The organism is Anaerohalosphaeraceae bacterium, assembly GCA_035378985.1.
GTDB lineage: Bacteria > Planctomycetota > Phycisphaerae > Sedimentisphaerales > Anaerohalosphaeraceae > JAHDQI01.
The window spans coordinates 33,867-58,504 of the sequence record DAOSUR010000013.1 but is presented as its reverse complement, the minus strand read 5'-3'; the positions used below and the strand labels follow the sequence as shown (position 1 = coordinate 58,504).

Sequence of the window (24,638 nt, the reverse complement as noted above, 5' to 3'; positions counted from 1 at the left end):
AGAGAAGGAATCTGAAAAAAAATTATCGTCCGACGATAAACACAACGTTGGTCGTCGCCGAGCCGCCGATATTAAGCGTGGCGACCCGGCGGGCGCCGGGCACCTGATAGTCGCCGGCGGTTTCGGTGACCTGCTTATAAGCATCCAGCAGCTGGCGGGCACCGGTGGCCCCGACGGGATGGCCGCAGCCGATGAGCCCGCCGGACGGATTCATCGGCAGCCGTCCGCCCATCTCAATGACCCCCTCCTCAATCGCCTTCCATGACTGCCCCGGCTCCGTCAGCCCAAAGTGGTCAATCGCCATATACTCGGAAGTCGTAAAGCAATCGTGCGTCTCAATGGCATCCAAATCCCAGCAGTCCTTCAGTCCGGCCCGCCGGTAGGCATCGGTAATCGCCTTGCGGGTCCAGGGCAGAACATAGGGCTGCCCTTCGGATTCAGCGATTTTGGTCACAAACTCCATCGGCGCTGTCGTATGGCCCCAGCCCAGAATCCGCGGAATGGTCTGAAGCGGCTGCCCCAGACGGCGGGCATACTCGGCGGCAAAGCTTTCCGAAGCCAGGTAGATGCAGACAGCCCCGTCCGTCACCTGCGAACAGTCCGTCACCTTGATGCGTCCGACGATAGCGGTGTTATACTGTCCCGTTCGGCAGGCATGGTTATAATCCATAAACCAATCGCGGGTCTGGGCGTTCGGATTGAGCTTGGCGTTGGCATAATTAATCGCCGCAATCCGGGCCAGATGCCGATTGTCCAGACCGTAGCGGGCCTCATACACATCGCCGAGTTTGCCGAACAGTTTGGGAAAGGGAAACTCGATGCCGGCCGATTCCCGCTCGTACCAGGCCGCCGTCCCCAGATAGTCGCCCCCCTTGGCCGGCGAGACGGTCTTCATCTGCTCGACCCCGACGACGGCGATACAGTCATACAGGCCCGCCTGGATGTGAGCCATCGCCGACAGAGCCGCCAGAGCACTGGAGGCACAGGCCCCTTCAAACCGGCAGGTCGGCAGCCCCCGAAAGGACGGGTCAAAATCGACAAAAAAGGCCCCTAAATGCCCCTGCATACAGTACAATTCGGCGGCGAAGTTGCCGATAAAGGCCGCCTGAATGTCCCGCGGCTCTATGCGGGTCACGGCCAGTGAGCCCTCAAAGGCCTCCCGCATCATCGCGCTGATATGCTTGTTTTCCCGTGCCCAGTTGCGGGCAAAATCGGTCTGATAACCGCCTAAAATGTAAACGTTTTGTCGGCTCATGTGATCCAATCCTTAAGTAAGAATTACGAATGAAGAATGAAGAAATCAACCTTTCGCACGTTTTGAATTTTTCACAATCGCAGTCAAAATAGAAATGATTTCATGAGATTCCTTCAGCAGATTCCTATCTTGTCTTCTCAGAAACCAGCCCGGTTGATTGAAACAGTCGGAGCCAATAATTTGTTTCTCTCGCCTCTTTGAGTGCTATCTGACATTTCGCAATAAAATCTGCTCGGCTTTGGGCTGCCTGAGTCTCTTCCAGATTGGCTCCGATCGAAGTTCCGGCTCGAACGAGCTGTCCCGACAAAAGACCGTTCATTCGGTCCTGTTTCATCAAATACCGGCACAAACGCACAATCCGACAGGAAAAATCGAAGCTGCGGTCTCGAATATTCTCAGCATTTTTCGTAATTCTTCATTCTCCATTCTTCATTGTTGATTACTTGGCAGGAAAATACCGCCCTGCATTAAACGGATAACGTTCCCAAACAGTATCCTCCAGCAGCGAATCAGGCATCGGCAGACCTTTGGAAGCCAGCAGCTCGGCGGTTTTCTCTTTGCCGCCGAGCATATAAACCAGCAGACTCGGAGAGGCCCAGTTAAAACCGGTCATCATCACACGGTCGATGCCCTCGATGCCGTACTTTTGTTCCGTGACCTCCCCGACGAGCATATAAGAATAGGCAATATAGGTCGCCAGAATCTCCTGAACGAGCCCCGCTTCGGTCCCTTTGGCCTTCCGAATATGCTCAAAGGCATCCCGATAGCGTCCGATATGAATCAGCTGCTTGGCCTCTTCAACAAACCGGACGTGCGGCTGAAAAGACGGGATATAGGTCAGACTTTTCGGGTCGATATACTCGTATTGGCCGCTCTCGAGACGCTTGTAAAAACCGCCCTTATCCCGCGTCTTTCGGCCCAAATGCCCCTGCTCAATCATTTTCTCCAGATAGTCCGGAAGCACCAGTTTGGCATGCAGGGCATCGCGGGTATGGGTCTGGAGACTCTGGATAATGGCCTTATGAATATCCAGGCCGACCAGGTCAATCGTCGCCAGCGGGGCCATCACTCGGCCGGTGTAGGGACCGATCAGATAATCCATCATCTCCACCCCGTATTCGGCGGCCAGTTCCGTAATCCGGGCAAACAGCAGAAAGGCGATGCGGTTGCCGGCAAACCCGGCAGTCGGAAGGACGGGAATCACCGCACGCCGCAGCCGGCGATGCAGAAAGTCCGCCATAAACTTCACCAAAGCCGGGTCGGTTTTCGATTGGCCGCAGATTTCACAAGCGGACATTTTGCTCGGCGGGTTGTAAAAATGAGTCGAGAGAAAATGCTTTTGAAAATCCTCTGAACGGCCTTTCGGCAGGTCCTCGAGCACCAGACTGCTGGTGACGGAACTGACAATGGTGCCCGGGCGGCGCAGCGGCTCCAGCCGCTCATACATCGCCTGCTTGACGGACAAGTCCTCTGCCACACTCTCCAGAATCCAGTCCGCTTTGGAGACAGCTTCCGAAAGCATCGAATCATAGTCCCCGCAGATGATATTGTCTGCGATAACCTCCGAGCGGGCCTGAGCAATCGCCTTTTCGAGCCCTTTTTGGGAGCCTTCGCGCGTGCGGCTCAGAAAGTACACCCGCAAACCGTTTTGGGCCAGAAGTCCGCCCGTCAGCGACCCGACGGTACCGCTGGCTCCGAGCACTGCGACTGTCTGAATCGTTCGTTCCACGTTTGTTCCCTAAAAAAGTCTTGGCTGTTATTTCGACAAATCAAATATCTCAATAATGCCGCTGCCGCGGATATCCGACGTGGCGATATACCGGCCGTCCGGCGAAAAAACCACCCCGCTGATAATTTTGTGCGATACATCCATCTTCCGCCGCAGCTGCCACGTTTCGACATCAATCAAATAAAACGACGGGTCGCACGAGGCCGCTAAAATCTTGCGATCGGGGCTGAGCACGACCCGCTGAATCGTCCGCAGTTTGGTTTGCCCCGGATGAAGAGGAACCAGCGGAAGGGTCTTGATGAGACGGCCGTCGGCAGCGTCAATCCGGCTGACCGCTCCATCCCGCGAGCCCGCAAAAATCAGCGGCGGATTGTCCAGAAAACAGACGGAATAAAATTCCATCTCCTCCGGATAGATTTTTTCCCAAACCACTCGTTCGCCGGGGATTTCTATCAGGGCCAAATAGGCCTTGTTGTCTTTGGTGCCGGCCATGATCAGTTTGTCCTGGGCGTCGGATACACAAAGCCGCCGAATCAGAAAATCACGCCCGCCCTGAAGCTCTGCCAGATTCAGGAGGATTTCCTGCTGCAAATCGACTTTTTGGAAGCGATATTCGCTGCTCTGGTCATTGAGATATTGACAGGCCAGAATGATGGTCGAACAGGCGGAATCCGAAACCAAAAGCACTTCGGCGGGCTGTCCGGACAAAGGAATCCAGAGCGTTCGGCCCGGCGAGTTCTCCAGCACCAGACCTCGCTTATCTTTGACGGAAAGAATCCGTTCATCCGGCAGAAGAACAGATGGATAAAAAGCCGCCGACAATTCCCGGCGGGCCGCCGGAAGATTGGACCAGTCGAAAATGTGAAATCCGCGGCCCATTTCTGCGGCAATCAGACGGCTGTCCCGCGTCCACAGCTCCTCAATGCCCTGGTTGTTGGGAATCTTCAGGACAATCCGATCCTGCCGGCGATAATTCAGATACAGAATCAGAACTTGAACCAGCACAATAACGGCCAGCACATGAAAAATCTTGTTTTTCAGAAAAGCCATTCTCTAACTCCCTCTTTGAGCAAGCAGACGTTCGTACAAATGAAGATGCTCCTGCACAAGCAGGCGGGAGGAAAAACGTTCCCGCACCCAGCGGGTGCCTTCCTCACCCATCTTTCTCCGCAGCTGAGGGTCATCAATCAGCCGCATCAGACATCGGGCCAAATCCTGGGGGTCATCTCTTTGAAAAAGCAGACCCGTCATATTCTCACGAACGGAATCCACACATCCTGTAATGCGGGAAGCAGCAACCGGCACTCCCATCGCCGCTGCCTCGATGTTGCACATTCCGAACCCTTCACGCCGGGAGGGCATCACAAAAATGTCCATTGCTGCATAATACGCCGCGGGAAAAGGAATATGACCCGCCCAGTGAATCCGCGGGTGTTCGCGAATCAGCGACAAGGAGCGGACATCCAGTTTTTCACGGACTTCATCCATTCTGCCCACCATCAGCAGATGAAGCAGCGGATTGTTCCGGGCCAATCTTCCAAAGACATCCAGCAGCATTGGAATGCCTTTTTCAGGGGTGAGCCGTCCGACAAAACCGAGAACAACCGCCTCGGCCGGGATTTGAAAATGCTCTCGAATCCGCCGGGCTTCCTGCCGAACCGCTTCCGTCGGGACGTAAAGGCCGTCCACATCGATTCCGCATGCGCTGCCGTCCCGAAGGACCGATACCTTCCCCGCCGGACAAAGGCCTTCTTCTACAAGCTGCCGCCGGAGACTGGGGCTGACGGCCAGGACCTGATGTGCACACCGACAGGCCTGTTTTTCACAAAAAGAAAAAATCTGCCTTTTCCAGAAAGAGGCCGTATCACCCACCAGACCGTGAATGGTATAAAGGCGCACCGGCACGGACGCCGCTGCAGAAGCTTTCATTGACAGAAAACCGGCCTTGGGCGTATGGGCATGAACCAAATCAAAACGATTTGTCCGAAAGAGCTCTGTAAGTCTGCACAAAGTCTGCCAATCTCGAATCGGGGAAAGGAAACGCGAGAACGGCACACGCTCGGCCTGACAATCCAGCTGCGCAGTCAATTTTTCCAAAAACGGATTTTCCGACGTGATCAGTGTCAGCCGAGCCCCTGCGTTTTGAAGCGCTTTGAGCAGCTCAATATAGAAGAAAAGGGTATTCGGGATTGTGGAAACAAAAGCAATTTTTGTCTTTTCCAACATTTTAGCGAGGAAGGTTTATCTGGTTCAGACAAGCCAGGCGATGACGGACCATTTCCTCAATCCACTGTTTGCGGTCGAACATCTGCTCGACCCGTCGGCGTCCGGCCTGTCCCATCCGGCTGCGAAGGGAGGCATCCTGAACCAGTCTTGCCAGGGCTTCTTTCAAAGCGGGAACCTCCTTGGGCGGAACCAAAAACCCCGTCGTGCCGCTCTGAACGGACTCACGCGGGCCGATGACATCCGTGGAAACCACCGGCAGGGCCATGGCCTGGGCTTCGAGATTGACCTCCCCGAATCCTTCCCGATAGGTCGGCAAACAGAAAATGTCCATCGCTGCATAAAAGGGGACGGGGTCCTGCTGCCAACCGGTGCAGCGAATTGACGGATGAGAACGAATGAGTTCTTCAGCTTCCGGATGCAATCTGTCTTTTTCCTCCTGTTGGCCGACCAGAAGCAGATAAACAGAAGGGTTTTCGCGTTGGAGCTGCTCAAAAGCCGCCAGCAGTTCGTGAATCCCTTTATCTCCGGTTAACCGAGCAACCGTCCCAATGACGACAGCCTCCTCGGGTATTTGGTAGCGTTCTCGAATCTGCTTACGGTACGTTTTGACCGAATCCGGACAAAAACGCTCTAAATCAACGCCGCAGGCGCTGCCGTTTAGAATAACAGCGCACTTCTGACGGCGGGTAATCCGCTCCTGCTCCAGAAAACCAACCATTTCGTGAGAAATCGGGAGGACCTGATGACTGAGGGCACAGATTAATTTTTCAAAGGTTTTCAACAGAAGTCGGCAGGTGCCGGTCTGGCCCATATAATAAAGCCCCCAGAGCAGATAAAGTCGGCAAGGCACACCCGTCAGGAAGGATGCAATGGACCCGAGCAGTGAGGCCTTGGGAGTGCTGTATTGGACAATGGCAAACCGATGGGTTCGAAAAATCCTGACCAGCCGCCATAAGGCCCGAAGGTCCTTCCAGGGCGTAATCAATCGTGAAAACTCGGCCGGAAGATACCGAACGTTCGACGGCAATTCGGTTGGAAGGGTTTCGTCATAGGAGCAGATAACCGTGACATCAAAGCCGGCTTTCAGCAGGGCATCAATCTGCCCTTTGTAAAAAAAACGAATTGACTCCGAAACCGTGGTCAGAATGCAGAGAGCCGGCTTGGATGTCTGGTTCACGCTTGTTGTTCCTTTAGAATATCGTCTCGCGAAAACACGTTGGGGGTCTGATCAGCCCGAGGGCTAATGACACGAGCCGGCACGCCGGCCGCAAACACATTGTCCGGAATATCCCTGGTTACTACGGCGTTGGCCCCGACAATCACCCCGGAGCCGATGGAGACGCCGCTGACCACAACTGCGTGAGAGGCCAGCCAGGAGCCACGGCCGATTCGAACCGGGGCGGTTCGGGAGCCGCCGCCGCAGACAGAGTTGTTCCGGAAGCAGTGAGAGCTGGTTGTCAGGACCACATATGGGCTGAGTTTGACCTCGTCTTCGATGGTTAAGCCGCCGATGCCGTCAATCCAGCAGCCGGTCGCCAGATAAACATCCCGCCCGATGCGGATGCCGTGCGCATTCAGAAATGTCACACGGCGGGCTACAAGAAGCCCCCGGCCGCATCGGCCCAGAAACGGACGCAGCATCGCCCCGCGAAGACGGAGGGTAATGCGGATGTCCGGCAGCCAGTCCGTCAGGAGTTGCACCAGCCAAATCGGAAGTGAACGGCGAAACTGATAAAAAAGATGAAAAACAATTCTTTTAAACATAAGATTCCCCCACTAAAAACCAGGCAGTGAATAATTTTTAATGCGACATATTTCGTCCAGAAAATACTCCCGTTCCTGTTCACTCATCTGTCCAAACCGCCGTTTCATCAAAACCCGTCGCAGTCCTAAAGAAAACATTCCGGCTGTTATTCCCAACTTTACATACTGCGCCAGGGCAGCCGAAACCGCTTGGCTGTATTGCCCTTGTTTCCAATAATAATCCCGTAAAAAAGCAGCACTGACTCGCCGAGCGATATACTGCTTTCGGAGATTAAAATTCATATGAAATCGGTAATAGTAAAGCGGATCGGGAACATTTTCATAAATGCTTTCGCGATGGGCTCGCAAAAAAAGATTAAAATCAACAGCCATCGGAAGACGTTCATCGTAGCGAAACTTTTGGAACCAGGTTTTTTTGCCGAGAATGGTTCCGTGGGCAATGTGAAAAGTTTGGGTCGGATGAGCACAGATATTCGAATGTCCCTGAATCGCCCTGCGAAAGCCGAGAAGCTGGTCCTGTTCACCCAGAAAACACATTCCGGTGCCGACCACATCGATTTTCGGGTCGCTTTCAATCAGTTCCACCTGTTTTTGAATCCGATGCGGCGAGCACAAATCATCGGAATCCAGCCGGGCAATGTATTTGCCGCGGGCCAGCTCCGTAATCCGATTCAAACTGGCCGCCCGTCCCAGATTGCGGCCGTTGCTGTACACCCGTACGCGCGGGTCCTGCACCGAGCGGGCAATCTGAAGACTGTCATCCGTCGAACCGTCATCCACCAAAACCAATTCCCAGTCCGTAAAGGTCTGCGAAAAGACCGACCGAACCATATCCAGCAGCATCGGCCCCGTGTTGTAAAAAGCGCTGGAGACCGTCACCAACGGAGCATTCATTTCACCTCTCCTGTTTTCAATAGGCGCTCAAGCCCTTCCAGCACCCGAACCGTATGATTCTCGGGTGTAAACCGTTCTGTTACGGTTTGATAGCCGTGCTGGATGAGCCGCTCCCGAAGGGCGGAATCCTGATGAAGACGCTGGATCTGTTCCGCCAGCCGTTTTTCATCTCCAACAGGGAAAACAAGGCCGTTCACCTCATCCTGCACGGAATCCCGAATTCCTCCAACAGGAGTGACAGCCACCGGACACTTCAGCAGCATAGCTTCCAAAACGACATGTCCAAACCCCTCTTCATGGGTCGGAAGCACCATCATATCCGCCCGGGTAAGAATCGCCGGCACATCATTCCGCCAGCCGAGAAAGAAAACATCCTCGGTTACATTCAGCTCTTTCGCTAATTTCCGGAGATATTGTGCATAGGAATCATCATCCCCCACAACATCTCCGGCCAGCCACAAAACAGGATTGAGCCCTTGTTGTTTAAGGATCGCCGCAGCCCGAATGGCTGTGTCCTGTCCTTTTTTGGGAATCAGGGTAGCCGGTACAAGTACGGCCGGATGCCTGCCCAGTCCCGGCAGCGGCGCTTCCGGCGGCTGCATAGACTTCTGAACAGTCTCATCAAAATCAATCGTGTCATACACCACGTGCACCTTCTCCGGAGCAAAGCCGGCTGCCGTCAACTGTCTGGCTGTCTCTGTGGAAATCGCCATAACCAAAGACAGCCGTTTCTGCATCTGCCTGCCGACGGAATCCCGGTAATAAGACGCCGGCAGACAGCCGATAACCTCCATCACCATAGGAATTTTTCGAAGAGCCCTGCCGACATTTAAAAAGCGGAAGGCCACTTTTCCGTTCGTCCAAAGCAAGTCCGGCTGAATCCGGCGTATTGTCTGAATCAGTCGGCGGCGAAGACGAACATAATGCGGAACGGCACACAGAAACCGCCACAGCCGCTGCCAGGGCTTCCGCGGAGAACCGAGAAAAATAAACTTCGCTCCCGGCATCAGAATATGAACTTTCACCCCGTGCTTTGTCAGTTTTTGGATATAGGGCTGACTTTGTCCATACGGGTCGATCACTTCTACCTGATGATGCCGCGAGAGACGAATCATCGTATCCGCCGCCAGCTGAGGACCGCCCCCGTATCGATAAATAAAATCAAAAAAAACAATCTTCATTCTTTTTTTCCGGATGAATCCGTAAACCGCTCTTTAATCCGAACAGCCGGATTGCCGGCCGCTATGGAATTGGACTCAATTCGCCCTCGGGCCACAGAACCAATCGCCAAAAAACTGTCCTTTTCCATCGTCAGCCCCGGCAGCAAAATACAGTGAGACGCCACGCCGGCGTTTTCCTGAAGAACAATCGGACCATATAAAAAACAGGCGTTTTCTTTGGGAACATTGATGGTAAAATACACATTACGACGGTGAGGTTCCGAGAAACTGCGGTAATGATTGGTCAGCGACAGTACCCGCGTACCGGCCGCCAGACAGCTGTAGTCTCCGATATCCACCCCTCCATTTCCCAGGATATAGCAGCCAACTGATAAATGAACTTTTCGGCCGATTCGGACCTCTCCTTCACCGAGGTGAAAATCAGAATTGGGTACATATTTCTTCTCATAAGGCGAAGAAGAAAAAGGACCAGCGAAAATCAAACAATTGAAATCCACAATACATCCATCCTGAAGGGTAATATAGCGATGGCCCACAAACCGCACACCCGTCTTTATCACCACTCCTTTTCCGACATATTTCAGGCGGCACCGGTAATAGCACCAGCGGAGAAAAACCCCAAGCCGACCCGGCCACGAACGAAGAATTCCTTCAATTATTTCTTGGACTTCGAAAAGAACAGCTTTAAAAAAGCGCTTACATAAACAGAAGACGTCAGATACCATATAAACTTCCATCCGCGGGAATCAAAATATTCTTATCCGAAATCAGATAAACTAAAATGGCGGGAACAACATAAAGAGATATAGTAAACCACACCAACTGGTCCGCATCCGCAAGCAGCATCACAAAACTGAATATCATCCAAAAACCGGTCATAATCAAACGCAAGTCCCCCTGCCGGAAACTGTAAAGGCGTTTTCGAATCCTTCCCACAATATAACCCCAAACAGCAAAGGCCGGAAGAATCCCATAGACACCAAAGTTCAGCATCGCCTCACCTGCAAGTCCATACAATTGGGTAGAACGGCTCCCTCCCCCTCCAATCTTTGCATATTCGCCGTAGCTGCCGGGACCATAGAGCATTTCTGTGCCCGCAACAATTCTTCCCATATCGAGAGGTTTTGTACGCCAGATTTGTCGAGGAATCATAGAAGCAAGAGCAAGAGGATATGTCTTACCATATCTGTATCGATAAGACCAAGGTTTATTCAACAGAATATCCAGCTCTACTGCCTGTACATGAGCACGACTTAAATCTCCGACCAAATATCCGGAGATAGTTCTGCCCGTTTGTTCCTGAAGAGATTCCAAGGTTGTTTGTCCTCTAATCAACTCTCGTATGCCTGTAATCCCTGCACTCTTGTAAAAACCATAAAAATAGAAAAAGATAAGCAAAGGAATCAGAGAAATTAGAATCATTCTAATTGATATCCTATGCCAAAAATAATGAATCGCAGCACCTGCACATATCAAGCCATACATAATAGCAGCACGGCTGCCGCGAAGACCGGATGTGATGAAAAAAAGTACGAGTAGTCCAAAACCAAGGAAGAACCACCAGGAGCTTTTTCCCGCCCCCCTGATAATTCGAACAGCAGTCAACCCAATCAAAACAGACATAGGAAAGGCATCTCGCAAAACCATTACAGCTCCAAATCCAGCCAATCCCTCCGCACTCAGTTCCCCTTGCCTTTCCTGCAAAATCACTCCAGCTAAACCGCCTCCGCGAATAATATAAATACATAGCGCCAAAAATGACCCAACAATAAAAAGGGGAATATAAAAACTTGCTCGACCGGGATTCAGCGTCCAATAAGTCCACTGAACCTTACTGGGGCGGCGGAAGGCAATCTTTTCAAAAATCTTGTATAAAATCAATCCAAAAAAGTTGAAGACTGCCATAAGCCCCAGAAGCGGCCGCCAATCCGATACAACATAAGTTTCTACCCCCGGACGGTCATAAAAAATAATTAAGAGAGGTGCGGTAAGAAAGAAATTGATGCCTGCAGCTCCGACAACCCCTTTGGGATCATAAAGCGCATAATTTCCTTTTAACCATCGCAGCGCATCCGCCAAAACCACCGACCCGCAGAGCCAAAGAGGCACAAGCATCCAGTGAACAAGCTTCTCCGGCTGCTGAAGAACAAACAGCAAGAGAATACCTGCCGACAGCAGCGCAGAAAAAACATAATCCAGCGGTGTATATTTTCTCAGAACATTTACAGGACAATAAGACGGGGCAGCATTCCAGTTATCCTGCTCCGATATTGTGGAGGAGTAGCCTTGAAACTCCATAATTTCGTTGTCCTTAACCACTCTTTTCATCTATAATCAGGTCGAACACATTTTCACCATTTCTTGGCAATCATTGCCCTAACAAAATAAGACAAAACAGGTCATCATATCCGATATTAAGAGGCAGGAAACCCTGGTGATACCACCAGCCGTGCGGATAAGTAAACAATATCGGCCAGATTAGAAAAGTACCTAACTTGGGGTTGAAAAAGATTACAGCTAAAATTACGGCAATAAAGATGGCAAATAGTATTGTCATTTTTCCTCATTGAATACGATTGTTGCGAATCGCCTTCCCAACAAATACAATACAAGTTAACGCACCAAACAGATAACTGCCCATAAATGCATAAGCTCCGCCCATAATCCCGAAACGAGGGATAAGCAGGACCGAACAGACACCGCTGACAACAGCCGTGCCGATATAAATGGGCATCTGCACAACAAACTGACGTGTAGCATTCAGTCCCCAGTTGGAGACGCTGAAGACCGCCAGCACAGTACTGGCAGCCGCCAGCATCATCAGAACATCATTGTAGCGGGCATACTCCGCTTTTAACAGAAATGTCAGCAGGGGTTTCCCGAAGAAATAGACCCCCGCCACAAAGACCAGACCCACCGCCAGCATCAGAACAATCAGCTGCACAAACAGACGGACAAACAAACGGATGCTTTCTGTAAAATATCTCGACAGGCGCGGCAGGGCCGCATTCCCGAGAGCCGAATGAATCATCGTATAAACCACCAGCAGCATCGACAGAGCGGTAAAATACCCGACGGCCTCCCGACCGAGTGTTTTATCCATCACCAAACGAGGAATATTCTGTGATATATTCATGACAGCCGCTACCACTGCCAGAGGAGCGGCATATTTGAAAAGACTCCAAATCTGAGGCCACTGCCAGCAAGGCCGATATCCAACAAATCCTTCCGGATGATGCGCCGAAAGAACCCGTGCGGAGACCGGCATATCATAAAAACACAGCACACTCAGGCGGGCGAGAATAATCCCGCCGATTGCCAGCAGAAGATTGCGGGTCGGCCAAAACAGCAGCAGGAACAAAAGCAGGGCGAGAATACCTTCTGCAACCTGAGAACCAGTCGCCAGATTCAGCCGCTCATATTTTTGAAAATTGGACAGAAAATAGGCCCGGATTTCCGCTACGGCCTGACTGATTCCCATAAAGCTGATAACCAAAGCCGTCTGGCCGGGATAAAAAACAAATCCGATGACGGCTGAAATCACAACGGATGCCAGCGAGGCCAAAAGCCGTACCGCTATGTAATGGCCGGTTTGATAGGCATTTCGTACATCCGTAATATTGACCGTGCACAGCTTCAGACTGAAAAACGTGGCTACCGGAAGCGTAACGGCCTGACCGATTCCCCAAAGTCCTACCGTTTCGACCGGAGACGTCTTCGCCAATATGGTCAGAAGCAGATAGCCGCACAATGCATAAAAGGAGTTTCCTGCAAAAGCCCATAAAAAATTAATTTTCAGGGACGGACGATGCATAAACTCCGGTGCTAAGGTTTTTGAATTGCCGCATTGGCTGCCCGAATGGCTTGTTGATAGTCCGCCCGGCTCCCCTCCAGAAGTTTTTCGGAAGAGGGAATATCCTCATCCACCAGCTGAGGAATCCGATAAATCCAATACCCATGGGCCCGCTGTGCCGACTTGATCAGATGACCCGTCAATTCAGAACTTTTATAAGCCCGCAGCAAATACCCCGCCGCATAGAGCCCTCGAATATTATATTTCTGAAAATATGCGTCCAGATCATTCGGAATCCGGTCAGCACCCCAGGGAACGGTAAAATAACCGTATGTATCCGTCGTAAAAGAAATAACGGGATAGGAATCCTCACAAAGCCCCCTCATCAGCGCCTGCAGAACCCAATTTGTCTCCGTAAGGGCTGGATATACGCCAAAGAGCAGTTTCGGATTCACCGCGTGGATATTCTTCCTCAGCTCAGAGGCCTTCGCCTGAACCTCTGAACTTAGATAGGCAAAATAAGCTTCAAGCAAACCTCTTTGAGAAAGCCATTGCTTCCGTGCTTTCTTTTCAACGGGGGGAAGTGTCGAACCGGTGTATCCCTGCGTAAAAAGAAAAGAAGAAAAACAGGAATCACAAAAACAGGTGTCGTAGGAATACTGCTTGCGGTCCGCTTCCTCCTCCTCTGTCCGGTACTGCTCCATATCAATGAAAAATCCATCAAAAGCCAAAGAGGGCGATTCAACGGAAACCTTGGCAAGCCGATTTGCCATATCCGCAGTCAGATACTGTCTCCATAACTTCGAATCCAGCGGACAAGGGAAAATCCCCTCTGTCCCATCTGCAAAAACAACTTTGCGGCAAGCGTTATCCGCCGGCGGCTGCCATGGATAAAAAGCAAAGATGTGAAGACCGGACTGATTGCAAAGCCGAAACCATTCACGATAATAATTCAAGTGTTTGGGGGTTTCCGCAAAAGAGCAGCCGTAAACAATCACAGTATTCAGACCGAGAGTCTTGGCCAGATTTACATAACGGGGTATCTTTGAAAGATTTCCTTGGGTTGACGACATAAAACCCCCGCGGATACCCTCCTTGAGAATCCAATCCGTTGGCTCCTTTTCTTCCTCCAACAAAAGAGTTCCTGCACCGTTTCCGACGGAAGATGTCTGTTGGGAAGAACTGGTATTAGAAGCGGCTGCTGCAGAAGTGTCATTTTTCTTACCGGCACCGCCGGCCGAAGAGGAAGAACCAGAAGAAGATGAAGAAGAAGAAGAAGAAGAAGATGATGATGATGATGAGACGGAAGAACTCGAACCGCCTGAGCTGTGTAAATCATCATCATCGGCGGCGGATGCCGCAAGGGCATAAGCCGAACCCTCGAGAACCTGAGTGCCCTCCGGCGAACGGATATAAAAAACATCCGATTCACTTTCGCTCCGGCCCAAAAGGGGCTCAACCGTATCCGAAACATCTGCCGCAAAAACAGGAGTTTCGGGAGTGAATTCCTCTGCAGAATCCATTGAAAGCGGCAAGGCAGTCGGAGCTGCAGAAAAAGTCGGCCGTTCAGCCGCTACCGCCGGCTCAGACATCGCAGTTTCCGGATAAAACAAAACCACCCCGGCATAGCCTACAAAAATCGCTGCCGCCAAAATGGCAGCCATATCAATCATTTTATAAGTCTTCATATCGGCCTCGTTTCAAACATTGTGCCGCAAATGTTTCCACACTTTAAATGATACGTAATATTCCCCCCTCGCGGCACACTGGCCAAATCATAAATCCGTAGAAATACCGAGTCCGATAATATCTCTCGCGGCTTATCCGTCCTTCTTCTCACGCCTTGACGATTTTGCTGCGGCCGGATTTGACGGCGGCGGTAGCGTTGCGGGTATCCACTACCAGCTTGGCATGTTTGACAATCCAGGCGTAATCATAGCAGCTGTGGTTGGTGGAAATCAGCACGCAGTCGTAGGAACGAAGCATCGCCGCCGACAGCGGCCGGCTGGTCATCTTCAAATCATATTCCCGCATCTTGTGGGTTTTCGGCACATACGGGTCGTTATAGTCCACTTTCGCCCCCCGCTCCTGAAGCAGCTCAATCAGCTCCAGCGACGGCGATTCCCGCACATCATCGATATCCGGCTTGTAAGCCAGCCCGAGCACGAGGACTTTGGAGCCCTTCAAGCTCTTCTTCCGCTCATTGAGTGCCTCCATTACCTTGTGAACCACATAATGGGGCATACTCGTGTTAATCTCGCCGGCCAGCTCGATAAACCGCGTGGCCATTCCGTATTGCCGGGCCTTCCAGGTCAGATAGAACGGGTCAATCGGGATGCAGTGGCCGCCCAGCCCGGGCCCGGGATAAAACGGATGATAGCCGAAGGGTTTGGTGCTGGCCGCCCGTATGACCTCCCAGACGTCAATGCCCATCCGGTCGAAAACCATCTTCAGTTCGTTGACCATCGCAATATTGATGCACCGATAGACATTTTCGAGAATCTTGGTTGCCTCCGCCGCCTCCACCGAGGAAACCGGCACCATTTTCTGGATAGCCAGCGAGTACAATTGATGCGCCAGCTGCCGGCATTTGGGGGTCAAACCGCCGACTACTTTGGGAATCGTGCGAGTGGTATACTGTTTATTGCCCGGGTCCTCGCGTTCCGGCGAAAAGGCCAGATAAAAATCCTTGCCGGCTTTCAGACCCGTTGCCTCCAGAATCGGCTTCATCAGTTCCCGTGTGGTGCCCGGATAGGTCGTGCTTTCCAGAGAAATCAGATGGCCTTTTCGCAGATATTTGGCAATGGTGCGGCAGCTGCCTTCGACATACTGCATATCCGGTTCACGATTGGGCGTCAGCGGCGTCGGCACGCAAATCAGGACCGCATCGGCCTTGCGAATCTGGGACATATCGGATGTGGCAGTGAACTTTCCGCTTTTGACCATCTTGCGGACGACTTCATGGGGTACATTCTTGATGATGCTTCGGCCGGAATTGAGAATCTTGACTTTTTTTTCATCAATATCAAAACCGAGCACCTTCACGCCCGACAAAGCAAATTCCCGGGCCAGCGGCAGCCCCACATAGCCCAAGCCGAGAACTCCCACCACAACCTTTTTACTCGCAATCTTTTTCTCCAGACTGTCCATAGTCATCTTTCCTTATCATTTATTTTTCCAGACGCCACTGCGGGTCATACGGATTGCCGCAGCGGAGCCATTGGTTTGCCAACACAGAAAAATCGGACAGACCCACAAAACAGTCCCCATCCAAATCCGCCGTCAGAGAGCTTTCGCATTGAAAAATCGTAAAAGCTGCATCGCTTGTGTCCGTTATCAACGAATCAGCCGAATCACCGATGCGAATCAAACATGCCGTTGAATCCAAATGCGGCAGGGGCTGCCACAGATATTCACCCGTATTAAGAACACCGGGAGTAATCAGGTTCCAGGTGCTGCCGTTATCCGCTGAATAGACAATCCGGATGTACGCAGGCGAAGGCCCTTCGGTCTGCCAGCGTATCGGGGCCTCTGTGCCCGCCAAAAACATTTCTCCGCCGTTTGGAGAAAGAATGGTCAGAACAGTCGGCACGGGCACATCGGCATAAAAAAGGTCATCTCCGCTTCGCCAAATTATTCGACTGCCCCAGACCACCGGACGCAGTTGAAGACCCGATCGCGTATCCACCTCCAGAAAAGCCCCTGTCGCCAGATTGCACGCATAGATATCCGCGTTAGAGGTGCCGTTTCGATAATCCTCCCAGACCACCATAGAACCCTGAATAACCGGCAGAATCTGGTCGCCGGCCGCCTGGCAAACTGCAAATTCCGGTCCATCCGGAAGGCGGCGGGCATACACATCCACACCGGTTGTATTTTTGTTCCGCTCCTTCTGCCAGACAACAAGTCCGCCGCTGACAGACGGACGAAACTGCACGGCGGAATGCGTACAGACGGCCGTTTCCTGGCCGGACTGAAGATGTTTGGCGTAAATATCCCAGTTGCCTTCGTTCCGCAAGTCCACCCAGGCCACCCACATCCCGTCAATCACGGGGTATCCTTCAAAGGCCGGACCGTTGGAAATCACAAATTCCACGCCGGTCTCCAGATTGTATCCATATACATCCCAATTTCCGGCCCGATAGTCCTGCCAGACCACAATGGAACCGCTCACACGGGGATTCATCTGAGCAGCGCTGCTGGTGCAAATCGCAAACTCCTGACGAGTTCGCAAATCAAAACCATAAATGTCATAATTGCCGCTGCGCATATCCTGCCAGACGACGATAGGGCCGCTGACGGAGGGCGATGCCTGTTCCTGAGGAGCCGTGCAAATCACCAGTTCATTGGGCTCAGAAAAACTGTAGCCGTAAAGATTGGCATTCACACTGCCGTCTCTAAAATCCTGCCAGACCGCCGCAGCTCCGTCAAAAGCCGGATAATCCTGAATTCCCCCGGCTGTACACAAAGGAAATCTTGTCAAGTCCGCCGCTGCCGATCCTGCCAACATTCCAATCCCCATCACCGCCGTCCAAAACCGCTTCATCACGACCTCCTTTCTTGATTAAATCCTTCCTAAAAGCCCTTCGTGATCAGCCAAACAACATCTTTAACAAATCACCGGGGCATTACACACCCTGCTGGAGAAACCTTCAGCTGTAAAACGCAAGAATGGTCTGGACAACATACTCTTTCATCTCATCCGTCAGTTCCGGATAAATCGGCAAAGCCAGAACCTCTTTGGCGGCCTTTTCGGCCTCCGGGCAGTCCCCTTCTTTGCCGCCCAGATAGGCAAAGCATTCCTGCAGATGCAGCGGAACCGGATAATAAATCTCGCAGCCGATCTGCTTTTCCTTCAGATAAGCAACCAGCTCATCCCGCCGCGGCACGCGGATGACATACTGATTGAAAATGGAAACACAATCCTTTGAAATGACCGGCGTGCGGACGGGGCTCCCTTCAAATCGCCTGGTGTAATAAGCCGCATTCATCCGCCGGGCCTGCGACCACTGGTCCAGATACGGCAGCTTGACCAGCAGGGCCGCCGCCTGAATCGGGTCCAGCCGAAAATTGCCGCCGATGTATTTGTGGTAATATTTGGGCTGGCTGCCGTGATTGCGCAGAATCATCAGCCGCTGATACAGGGCCTGGTCATTGGTGACAACCATTCCGCCGTCGCCGATGCCGCCCAGATTCTTGCTCGGGAAGAAGGAAAAACAGCCGCAGGTACCGAGACTGCCCGCCCGCCGTCCCTTATAGGTTGCGGAAATTGCCTGAGCGGCATCTTCAATCACCGCCAGCGAAGCCCGGCCGGCAATCCGCAGAATCGGGTCCATATCCGCCATCTGTCCAAACAGATGCACCGGCATAACGGCCTTGGTGCGGGAGGTAATCGCCCGCTCAATCAGGGCCGGGTTGATGTTGAAGGTAACCGGGTCGATATCAACAAAAACGGGTCTGGCGCCGACCCGGGCGATGCAGCCGGCCGTTGCAAAAAAGGTAAAGGGAGTGGTGATGACCTCATCCCCCGGACCGATTTCCAGACTCATCAGACTGTTTAAGATGGCATCCGTGCCGCTGGAAACCCCCACGGCATAGCGGCAGCCGCACAGCTGCGCAATTTCTTTTTCGAGCTGCTCGACCTTCGGTCCGCCGATGCAGACCTGCGAATCGAGCACTTCGTTAATCTGAGCCAGCACCTGCCGGCGAATCATTTGGTACTGGGCTTTTAAATCCAGCAAAGGAACCTGCATGTTCACCTCAATTTCTTCATTTTACAGTTTGAAATCCCGATACGGCCTTCGCCCGACGGACAGTTCCGGCGGCAGCGGCGAATTCTCATCCAAATCCAGACACCGCAGCCGGCCGGGTTCCACTTCCCGATACCGATAGCCGCTTTCCGGACAGACCAGAATACCCTCCGCATTGGGCTTTCGCAAGAGATGACCGTGGCGGCTCATCCACCCTTTCAGGCGGGCGGGAACACCTGCCACGAAGCCGTAATCGGGAACATCTTTCGTGACGACTGCACCGGCCGCAATAAAAGCGTATCGTCCGAGCGTGACGCCGCAGACAATGGTTGCATTGGCGCCGACGGTTGCCCCGCGGCGAATCAGCGTCTTCTCATACAGTCCGTGCCGAAGCACCTGAGAACGCGGATTGGAAACATTGGTCAGCACGCAGCTGGGACCCAAAAAGACGTCGTCCTCCAGCGTCACTCCTTCGTACACGGAGACATTGTTCTGAATTTTGACGCGATTGCCGATGACGGCGCCGGAGGCCACAAAGACATTCTGGCCGAGGATACATTCTGACCCGATCACAGCCCCTCGGCAGATATGGCAAAAATGCCAGATTTTTGTGCCTGCTCCGATAGTGCAGGGCTCATCCACCACGGCCGTCGGATGCACAAAATAAGGTTTTGCCGGTTCGTTCATAGATTGAATCAATCGGCCTTCAGCCGGATCAGCATCGGGTGATAATCGCCTTTGCAGCCGGTGGGCTGACTGTGGCGAATGGTATAAACCATCTCCAGCGAGGGCATCACCTCCTGCCAGCCGAATCCTTCGCCGGCCAGGATTTTTCGGTAGCTTTCCGTATGCAGGTCGGTAAAGCCGCCGGAGAACTCCACTTCTCCGCCGTCCACACGAATGGACCGAAAGGTCGCCGCTTTGCCCGGCACCCATTCAAAAGGCAGGTCGTTTCGATTCACGGACAAAAACCACCGTACCCGGGCCCGCTCCAGCTCCAGATAGCCGGCAGCCCGCTGCGGCTCATACAAATGCACCGTATTGGTCTTGACCGTCCCGAAAATCCAGGCGAGCATGTCAAAAAAATGAATGCCGATGTTGGCGGCGATGCCGCCGGACTTGCTTTCATCGCCTTTCCAGGAGACCAGATACCATTGCCCGCGGGCGGTAATGTAGGTCACCTCCACATCATAGATTTTGCCGGGCGGGCCCTGTTCGACCTGTTCTTTGAGCCGGCGGATGGCCGGATGAAGCCGCAGCTGCATAATGGTATGAATGCGGCGGCCTGACTCTTTTTCCAGTTCCCCCAGGGCAACAGCGTTCCACGGATTAATCACCAGCGGCTTTTCGCAAATCGCATCCGCCCCAATCCGCAGGGCAAACCGCACATGGGCGTCGTGCAGATAATTCGGTGAGCAGATGGAAACATAGTGGACCCCTTCCCCTTTGCGGCGCAGTTTTTCCAGATGGCGGTCAAACCGTTCGAACTCCGTAAAGAAACGGGCATCGGGGAAGTAGGAATCGAGCACCCCTGCTGAATCGCTGCGGTCCAGAGCCGCCACCAGCGTGTTGCCGGTATCCCGAATGGCCTGCAAATGCCGCGGTGCGATATATCCGCAGGCGCCGATCAGAGCAAAAGATTTGGCTGTCATCGGTTGGTTATCCTCGTGCAAACTGCAATTGATTCCGGTGGGTTCGATACCAGTCAATCGCCGCCTTCAGACCGGTCCGGAGGTCTGTGCGGGCGCGAAAGCCGAATTCCTTTTCCGCCCGACTTGTATCCAGACAGCGGCGGGGCTGACCGTCGGGCTGAGAGAAATCCCATCGGATTTCTCCGTCAAACCCCGTCAGCTCAGCTATCGTTTCCGCCAGGGCCCGAATGGTGATTTCCCGGCCCGTGCCCAGATTGACGGGGTCGGGCTTGTCATAGAACTCTGTCGCCAGCAGGATGCCCTCGGCGGCATCGGCCGCATAGAGAAACTCCCGCGAGACCTGTCCGGTTCCCCAGCACTCAATCCAATCCCGGCCTTCCTCGACGGCATCCACACACTTTTTAATCAGGGCCGGAATCACATGGCTGGTTTGCGGGTCAAAATTATCGCCGGGGCCGTAGAGATTCACCGGCAGCAGATAAATCGAATGAAAGCCGTATTCCTGCCGATAGGCCTGCGACTGGACCAGAAGCATCTTTTTGGCCAGACCGTAGGGGGCGTTGGTCTCCTCCGGATAGCCGTTCCACAAATCATCTTCCTTAAACGGCACAGGCGTAAACTTCGGATAAGCGCAAATCGTGCCGACAGCGACGAACTTTTCGACCCCGTGCAGCCGGGCCTGCTCCATCAGCTGGACACCCATCATCAGATTTTCATAAAAGAAACGCCCCGGGTGCCTGCGGTTGGCGCCGATGCCGCCGACCACCGCCGCCAGATGAATCACCACATCCGGCTTCATCTGCTCAAGCATCCGCACCACATCGTCCATCCGCACCAGATTGTACTGGGCGCTTCGGGGCACCAGAATCTGCCGGCAGCCCCGCTGCTGAAGGCCCTGCACGACATAGCGGCCCAGAAAGCCCGCTCCGCCGGTGACAACTACCCGCTTGGTTTCAAAGAATCCGCTCATCGCCGATTGTTTTTGTGGTCTTTGAGCATCTTTTCTTCTTCCGCCAGTTTTAAGTCCGCCTCCGTCATCATTCGAGCCAGCTGTTTGAAGGTCACTTTCGGCTTCCAGCCGAGTTGGGCACGGGCCTTGGAGGCGTCGCCCTGCAGGACATCCACCTCCGTCGGGCGGAAATACCGCGGATCAATTTCAACATACTGATGCCAGTCCAAATCGAGATAGCCGAAGACTTCATCCAGAAATTCGCGAACGGAGTGCGATTCCCCCGTCGCCACCACGTAATCGTCCGGCTGGTCCTGCTGAAGCATTCGCCACATCGCCTCGACATAATCGCCGGCAAATCCCCAGTCTCGTCTGGCATCCAGATTCCCCAGATACAGTTTGTCCTGCAGGCCCATTTTGATTCGTCCGGCCGCCCGCGTGATTTTGCGGGTCACAAACGTTTCACCCCGACGCGGAGATTCATGGTTAAACAGAATCCCGTTGCAGGTAAAAAGCCCATAGGCCTCCCGATAATTGACCGTCTGCCAGAAAGCATACACCTTGGCACAGGCATAGGGACTTCGGGGATAAAACGGCGTCTTTTCCGTCTGGGGGATCTCCGCAACCTTGCCGTACATTTCGCTGCTGGAGGCCTGATAAAACCGCGGCGGCTTCTTCATCATCCGCAGCGCCTCCAAAAGCCGAAGAGTCCCCAGCGCATCGACATTAACCGTGTAAATCGGCTGGTCAAAACTGACCCGAACATGACTTTGGGCCCCCAGATTGTACACCTCATCGGGCTGAATCTCGTTGAGGATGGTAGACAGATTGCCCCCATCGGTCAGGTCGCCGTAAATCAGTTTCAGCGGCGGCTGATGGTGCGGGTCCTGGTACAAATGGTCGATGCGTTCCGTGCTGAAGGAGGAACTGCGCCGCACAATACCGTACACCTCATAGCCCTTTTCCAGCAGCAGTTCCGTCAGATAAGACCCATCCTGTCCGGTAATTCCGGTAATGAGCGCTTTTTTCTTTCTCATACGGCCTCCCTGCGCATCCACTGAACAAAACGGGCTAATCCCTCTTTAAGAGACGTTTTGGGACAATATCCGAGGTCCTCCGCAGCTTTCCGAATATCCGCACAGGTGCGAATCACATCGCCCGGCTGAGGCGGCAGAAAGCGACGCTCAGCCCGTTTGTTCAGTGCCTCCTCCAGAGCGGAAACCAAATCATCCAGCCGAACCGGGCAGGAATCCCCAAGATTGTAAACGGCAAAGCCGCGGCAGGCCTTCAGGGCCGAAACCGTCCCGTCAATAATATCATCAATATACGTAAAATCCCTCTCGGCGGAACCATCTCCATAAATCGGAACCGGCCTGCCGGCCTCAATCAGCCGGGCAAACTTATGAATCGCCAGGTCCGGGCGCTGTCGAGGGCCGTACACGGTGAAGAACCGAAGACAGAAGATATGCATTCCGTATAAATGATGATACGTCCGACACAGCATTTCCCCCGCCTTTTTGGTGGCGGCATAAGGAGAAACCGGTTCATTAACCGGGTCATCTTCGGAAAAAGGAATCCGGCTGCTGTTGCCGTACACACTCGAACTGGATGCGAACAGCACCATGCGAATCTTGTTTTTCCGGGCCGTCTCGAGTACGGCCGCCGTGCCCCGCACATTCACATCGGCATAGCCCAGGGGGTCTTCGATGGAGGGCCGCACGCCTGCCTTGGCCGCCAGATGAACTACGGCATCCGAACCGTCCGCCGCTGCTTCCAGAAAGGCCGCATCTCGAATATCGCCTTCTTTCAGCTCAAACCGTTTCGATTTCAAAAGGTCAGCCAGATTTCTTCGTTTGACCGCCGGTTCATAAAACGGATCAAAGTTATCCACGCCAACTACGGAATACCCTTCCGCAATCAGCCGCTGACACAAATGCGACCCGATAAATCCGGCCGCCCCTGTTACGAGAACCCTCATCTTCCCTCCGGCATCTGCCGCACGACTGAACGGCCGATGCTGTAATATTCAATTCCCTGTTTCTGAACAAACGAAGGGCTGTAAAGATTGCGCCCGTCGAAAATCACCGGTTTTTTCAGCCGACGGGCGATCTGGTCAAAATCCGGCGTTCGAAACTCCTGCCAGTCCGTGAAAATCACCAGTCCATCCGCTCCATCCAGTACTTCGTAGGCATTCCCCAGACGCTGAATTCGACCGTCCAGATCCGGACAAACCGCCTCCGGGTCGTACGCGGCAATCTGCATGCCCGCTTCCAAAAACCGCTGAATGCAGAAAACCGCCGGGGATTCCCGCGTATCATCCGTACGCGCCTTGAACGACAATCCCCAGACCCCCAGTCGAACATCCCTCCGCCCCTGATAATACCGGAGCACTTTGTCGGCAAACCGCTGCTGCTGACGGAGATTAACCTGCTGAACGGCCTCGGCAATCGTCATCGGCACCCCTTTTTGGCGGCCCATATAAATCAGTGCCCGAACATCTTTGGGAAAACAGCTGCCGCCGAATCCAACTCCCGGAAACAGAAAGGCCGGACCGATTCGGCTGTCGCTGCCGATGCCCGCCCGCACCTGCTCAATATCGGCTCCATATTCTTCACACAAGGCGCTCAGTTCATTCATAAAGGAGATTCGAGAGGCCAGCATTACATTCGCGGCATACTTGGTCATCTCCGCGCTGGCCGGGTCCATAAAGAAAATCCGGCTGCTTTTGCGCATAAAGGGGGCATACAAATGCTTCATCCATTCCATCACAGCCGGGTTGGTTGTGCCGATAATGACACGGTCGGGTTTGAGAAAATCTTCGACCGCCGAACCTTCCTTGAGGAACTCTGGGTTGCTCACATAATCAAAAGGCACCTGCGTTTTGGAGGCAATCAGTTCACTGACAACCTTATGGGTGCCGACCGGCACGGTGCTCTTGACCACAATAATCCGATATTCCTTCATCCACTTGGCAATCTCTTCGGCCACAGCGAGCACCGCGGAAATATCCGCCGAGCCGTCCGGCGCACTGGGAGTGCCGACGCCGAGGATAAGAATGAGGGATTGCTCAACCCCTTCCTTTAAGTCTGTCGTAAAGGTCAGTCGGCCGCCCTTTTCATTTCGTCGAACAATCTCTTCCAACCCAGGTTCATAAATCGGAATAATTCCTTTCTTGAGATTATCTATCTTCTTTTTGTCTTTGTCGATACAAATGACATGGTTTCCGCCGTCCGCCAGACAAGCCGCCGCCACAAGACCTACATACCCTACGCCGACAACAGAAACCTTCATAACCCTAAGTCCTTTTTATAAAGATAATTAAGAATTATTTTCGCCTGGAAAGCCCCTTGAATCTACACTCCGTCCCTGTCGGCTGCAAACCAAAAGCCGATAGGACTTAAAACATTCTAAATAAAGTGCTTACGTAACGGCAAATCCGTTTTCC

The 24,638-nt window shown here is 53.0% G+C and carries 21 protein-coding genes; all 21 read right to left on the bottom strand.

The genetic code is table 11. The annotated features are described in order from the left end of the window. Positions 1 to 22: 22 nt before the first annotated feature. Positions 23 to 1,255 (bottom strand): acetyl-CoA acetyltransferase, encoded by a 1,233-nt coding sequence (locus tag PKY88_10045; protein HOQ05541.1) that lies wholly within the window; start codon positions 1,253 to 1,255, stop codon positions 23 to 25. A 439-nt stretch (positions 1,256 to 1,694) separates the two neighbouring features. Continuing rightward, on the bottom strand, positions 1,695 to 2,984 hold the full coding sequence (locus tag PKY88_10040; GenBank protein ID HOQ05540.1) for a 3-hydroxyacyl-CoA dehydrogenase family protein: 1,290 nt from the start codon (positions 2,982 to 2,984) through the stop codon (positions 1,695 to 1,697). 27 nt (positions 2,985 to 3,011) lie between these two features. Then, positions 3,012 to 4,034 (bottom strand): WD40 repeat domain-containing protein, encoded by a 1,023-nt coding sequence (locus tag PKY88_10035; protein HOQ05539.1) that lies wholly within the window; start codon positions 4,032 to 4,034, stop codon positions 3,012 to 3,014. Positions 4,035 to 4,037: 3 nt separating this feature from the next. After that, a complete protein-coding gene (locus tag PKY88_10030) occupies positions 4,038 to 5,210 on the bottom strand; it encodes a glycosyltransferase family 4 protein (GenBank protein ID HOQ05538.1) in 1,173 nt (390 codons plus the stop codon). Between the two features lies 1 nt (position 5,211). Continuing rightward, entirely contained in the window at positions 5,212 to 6,387 is a 1,176-nt protein-coding gene (locus tag PKY88_10025; protein HOQ05537.1) for a glycosyltransferase family 4 protein, read from the bottom strand. Next, complete coding sequence (locus tag PKY88_10020) at positions 6,384 to 6,974, bottom strand: acyltransferase (protein HOQ05536.1); 591 nt, start codon at positions 6,972 to 6,974, stop codon at positions 6,384 to 6,386. The genes PKY88_10025 and PKY88_10020 overlap by 4 nt, the downstream gene beginning before the upstream one ends. Positions 6,975 to 6,986: 12 nt before the next feature. Then, positions 6,987 to 7,868 (bottom strand): glycosyltransferase family 2 protein, encoded by an 882-nt coding sequence (locus PKY88_10015; GenBank protein ID HOQ05535.1) that lies wholly within the window; start codon positions 7,866 to 7,868, stop codon positions 6,987 to 6,989. Further along, positions 7,865 to 9,049: a glycosyltransferase gene (locus tag PKY88_10010; protein HOQ05534.1), complete on the bottom strand. Its 1,185-nt coding sequence runs from the start codon at positions 9,047 to 9,049 to the stop codon at positions 7,865 to 7,867. The genes PKY88_10015 and PKY88_10010 overlap by 4 nt, the downstream gene beginning before the upstream one ends. Continuing rightward, complete coding sequence (locus PKY88_10005; protein HOQ05533.1) at positions 9,046 to 9,612, bottom strand: hypothetical protein; 567 nt, start codon at positions 9,610 to 9,612, stop codon at positions 9,046 to 9,048. Before PKY88_10005 ends, PKY88_10010 begins: the two co-directional genes overlap by 4 nt. A 151-nt stretch (positions 9,613 to 9,763) precedes the next feature. Continuing rightward, on the bottom strand, positions 9,764 to 11,347 hold the full coding sequence (locus tag PKY88_10000; GenBank protein ID HOQ05532.1) for a hypothetical protein: 1,584 nt from the start codon (positions 11,345 to 11,347) through the stop codon (positions 9,764 to 9,766). 265 nt (positions 11,348 to 11,612) lie between these two features. Continuing rightward, a complete protein-coding gene (locus PKY88_09995; GenBank protein HOQ05531.1) occupies positions 11,613 to 12,863 on the bottom strand; it encodes a polysaccharide biosynthesis C-terminal domain-containing protein in 1,251 nt (416 codons plus the stop codon). An 11-nt stretch (positions 12,864 to 12,874) separates the two neighbouring features. Continuing rightward, positions 12,875 to 14,530 (bottom strand): hypothetical protein, encoded by a 1,656-nt coding sequence (locus PKY88_09990; GenBank protein ID HOQ05530.1) that lies wholly within the window; start codon positions 14,528 to 14,530, stop codon positions 12,875 to 12,877. A gap of 148 nt (positions 14,531 to 14,678) precedes the next feature. Then, positions 14,679 to 15,992, bottom strand: coding sequence for a nucleotide sugar dehydrogenase (locus PKY88_09985; protein ID HOQ05529.1), 1,314 nt, complete (start codon positions 15,990 to 15,992; stop codon positions 14,679 to 14,681). 19 nt (positions 15,993 to 16,011) lie between these two features. Then, positions 16,012 to 17,388: a hypothetical protein gene (locus tag PKY88_09980; protein ID HOQ05528.1), complete on the bottom strand. Its 1,377-nt coding sequence runs from the start codon at positions 17,386 to 17,388 to the stop codon at positions 16,012 to 16,014. 106 nt (positions 17,389 to 17,494) lie between these two features. Continuing rightward, positions 17,495 to 18,595 (bottom strand): DegT/DnrJ/EryC1/StrS family aminotransferase, encoded by a 1,101-nt coding sequence (locus PKY88_09975; protein HOQ05527.1) that lies wholly within the window; start codon positions 18,593 to 18,595, stop codon positions 17,495 to 17,497. Between the two features lie 21 nt (positions 18,596 to 18,616). Further along, positions 18,617 to 19,279: an acyltransferase gene (locus tag PKY88_09970; protein HOQ05526.1), complete on the bottom strand. Its 663-nt coding sequence runs from the start codon at positions 19,277 to 19,279 to the stop codon at positions 18,617 to 18,619. An 8-nt stretch (positions 19,280 to 19,287) separates the two neighbouring features. Further along, on the bottom strand, positions 19,288 to 20,244 hold the full coding sequence (locus PKY88_09965) for a Gfo/Idh/MocA family oxidoreductase (GenBank protein HOQ05525.1): 957 nt from the start codon (positions 20,242 to 20,244) through the stop codon (positions 19,288 to 19,290). A gap of 7 nt (positions 20,245 to 20,251) precedes the next feature. Continuing rightward, the gene (locus tag PKY88_09960; GenBank protein ID HOQ05524.1) at positions 20,252 to 21,214 is read right to left on the bottom strand and encodes a GDP-L-fucose synthase; all 963 of its coding nucleotides are present in this window, start codon (positions 21,212 to 21,214) and stop codon (positions 20,252 to 20,254) included. Continuing rightward, the gene (gene gmd / locus PKY88_09955; protein HOQ05523.1) at positions 21,211 to 22,230 is read right to left on the bottom strand and encodes a GDP-mannose 4,6-dehydratase; all 1,020 of its coding nucleotides are present in this window, start codon (positions 22,228 to 22,230) and stop codon (positions 21,211 to 21,213) included. The genes PKY88_09960 and gmd overlap by 4 nt, the downstream gene beginning before the upstream one ends. Then, positions 22,227 to 23,171 carry a GDP-mannose 4,6-dehydratase gene (locus tag PKY88_09950; protein HOQ05522.1) on the bottom strand — a complete coding sequence of 315 codons (945 nt, stop codon included), beginning with the start codon at positions 23,169 to 23,171 and terminating at the stop codon, positions 22,227 to 22,229. Before PKY88_09950 ends, gmd begins: the two co-directional genes overlap by 4 nt. After that, entirely contained in the window at positions 23,168 to 24,484 is a 1,317-nt protein-coding gene (locus tag PKY88_09945) for a UDP-glucose/GDP-mannose dehydrogenase family protein (protein HOQ05521.1), read from the bottom strand. Before PKY88_09945 ends, PKY88_09950 begins: the two co-directional genes overlap by 4 nt. Between the last annotated feature and the right edge of the window lie 154 nt (positions 24,485 to 24,638).